This is a genomic window from Actinoplanes sp. NPDC048791, from assembly GCF_040650095.1.
Taxonomy (GTDB): Bacteria; Actinomycetota; Actinomycetes; order Mycobacteriales; family Micromonosporaceae; genus Actinoplanes.
The window spans coordinates 1-2,368 of record NZ_JBEZGQ010001183.1 but is presented as its reverse complement, the minus strand read 5'-3'; the positions used below and the strand labels follow the sequence as shown (position 1 = coordinate 2,368).

Sequence of the window (2,368 nt, the reverse complement as noted above, 5' to 3'; positions counted from 1 at the left end):
GCGGGCGGCGACCTGGCGCTGACGATCCGGCCGCAGGACGCGGCACCGATGTCGGCGTCGCTGATCGCGGAGGCCCGCACGTCACCGGCCTTCGCGACCCGGCTGACCGACGCGGCCCGCCACGTGCTGCTGGCCAAGGACCGGGCCGGCCTGCTGACCTGCTGATCCGTACCGGATCCGCACTGCGGTGTTGACCTGGAGCGCGCTCCAGGTCCTAGCGTCCTCGGTATGCAGACGATCGAACTGGGCACCACCGGGCAGCAGGTCAGTCGGCTCGCGCTCGGTGCCATGCAGATGGGCAACGCCACGAACGAGCAGGACTCGGTGCACATCCTGGACCGCTACCTCGAGGTCGGCGGGTCGTTCATCGACACCGCCGACTGCTACGAGTGGTGGGCGAGGCGGGACAGCCGGGGCGGGGAGAGTGAGGAACTGCTCGGCCGCTGGCTGCGCCAGGGTGGGCGGCGAGACCAGGTGTTCCTGGCGACCAAGGGCAGCGCGCTGCCGGAGTATTCGCCGCAACTGTGGGACGCCGACGGCACGGCGAACTGGGACCTGGCCCGGCGCACGTTCGCCGGCGCGGGCGGTGACACGCTGCGGCACGCCCTCGACGGCAGCCTGCGGCGGCTCGGCACCGACCACGTCGACCTCTACTACGTGCACGTCGACGACCGGGCCACCCCGCTCGAGGAGACCCTGGAGGCGCTGGCCGGGCTGGTGCAGGCCGGGAAGATCCGGTACCTGGGCTGGTCGAACGTGCGGACCTGGCGGCTGGAGCGGATCCGGCAACTGTGCGACCGGTACGGCTGGCCGGCCCCGGTGGCCCTGCAACAGCAGCACTCGTACCTGCGGCCCCGTCCCGGCCACGACAGCGTGTCCATCGTCGGGGCCGAGCAGCTGGACTACCTCGAGGCGCACGAGGACCTGACGCTGGTGGCGTACTCGCCGATCCTCAAGGGGATCTACGACGACCCGGCCAAGCGGGCCGGGCACTGGGCCATGGAGGCGTACGCCGGGCCGGACACCGACGCGCGGCTCGCCGTGCTGACCGAGGTGGCCGCCGAGGTGGGCGTCACGCCGAACCAGCTCGTCCTGGCGTGGCTGATGCAGCAGCCCTCGCCGCGGACGATTCCGCTGGTCGGGCCGCGGACGCCGGAGCAGTTCGAGGCGGCGCTGCCGGCCCTGGACGTGAAGCTCGGCGAGGACCAGCTGCGCCGGCTGGACGCCGCTGGGGTCTAGGTCTTCGGGCGGAAGCTGTCGAAGATCAGTTGCAGGTCGTCGCGGTCGGCTTTCCAGCGGGAGTCGCTGGTCTCCCACCAGATGCCGTACGCCTGCTTCTTCGAGGTGATGAAGCCGCGGTTGTTGACGTGGCGGCGGTTGCTGCCGTTGAAGGTGAACTCCCAGTCGGCAGCCTTCTGCCAGTACTTCACCGAGACGATCTTGATCTCCTTGTAGCCCGGGAAGTCACCGGCGGCGACCCGATACTCGGCCTTGCCCTGCCAGTCGGCCTTCGGGTCGGGCTGCGGCTTTTTCGTCTGGTCGATGCCGAGCACATGGCCTTTGCCGTCGCGGAAGTAGACCATCGAGCCCCGCTTCGACTTGGACCAGCCCTCGGGAACGTAGACCCGGAAACCGGTGGGGTCCCGGTAGTCACGCCAGCCGTCGGGCAGCGGCGGGCGGGCCACCGGGTCCCCGGCCCGGCCGGTGGGCGCGCTGGTGGCCGGGGTCCCGCTCGGGGCGGGGGCAGATCCGGCCGGTACGCCGGCAGGGTCCGTCGACGATGTGCCCTGGCCGGTCGAGCCTGGACCGGTCGTGGCCTGGGCGGATGCCGTCGGTGCGGCGGTCGGGGCTGTTCGGGGAGTCCCGTCGCTGTCGTCGCGCAGGGCCCACCAGGTGGTGCCCGCGCCGGCCAGCACCACGGCGGCGACTCCTGCGGCGAGCAGAGACTTTCGGCGCGGGGCAGGTGTTTTCGGACCGGGTACCGGCGCAGTGCCGCGTGGGGGAGCGGCCTTCGGCTCGGCCTCGGTGACGGGCTCGGCTTCCGTGACCGGCACGGGCTCGGCTTCCGTGATCGGCCCGGGCTCGGCTTCCGTGATCGGCCCGGGCTTGGTGACGGGCTCGGCTTCCGTGATCGGCGCGGCCGAGGCCTTGTTCTCGGTGACGGGCGCGGCGGCGGCCTTGTTCTCGGCCTCGGTGAACGTCTCGGGCTCGGGCACCCGTTGCCGGGGCACGACCGGTGCTGGCACCGGTCTCGGGGTCGGGGCCGGTGTGGGTTGCGCGTCCGGTGCCGCCGCGAGTTCGCGTTCGGCGTCCCGTGCCGGTTCCGCGTTCCGCGGCGTGGTGGCCGCGGGGTGCGCGTCGCGTGGCG

General features: G+C 72.4%; 1 protein-coding gene and 1 pseudogene. One reads left to right on the top strand and one right to left on the bottom strand.

Translation table 11 applies throughout. The annotated features are described in order from the left end of the window. Positions 1-228 precede the first annotated feature (228 nt). On the top strand, positions 229-1,239 hold the full coding sequence (locus tag AB0C29_RS44055; protein WP_360833713.1) for an aldo/keto reductase: 1,011 nt from the start codon (positions 229-231) through the stop codon (positions 1,237-1,239). Here the strand turns inward: AB0C29_RS44055 and AB0C29_RS44050 are convergent. Further along, positions 1,236-2,368, bottom strand: a pseudogene (locus AB0C29_RS44050) (hypothetical protein); the annotation flags it as partial. The gene AB0C29_RS44055 and the pseudogene AB0C29_RS44050 sit on opposite strands and share 4 nt — an antisense overlap.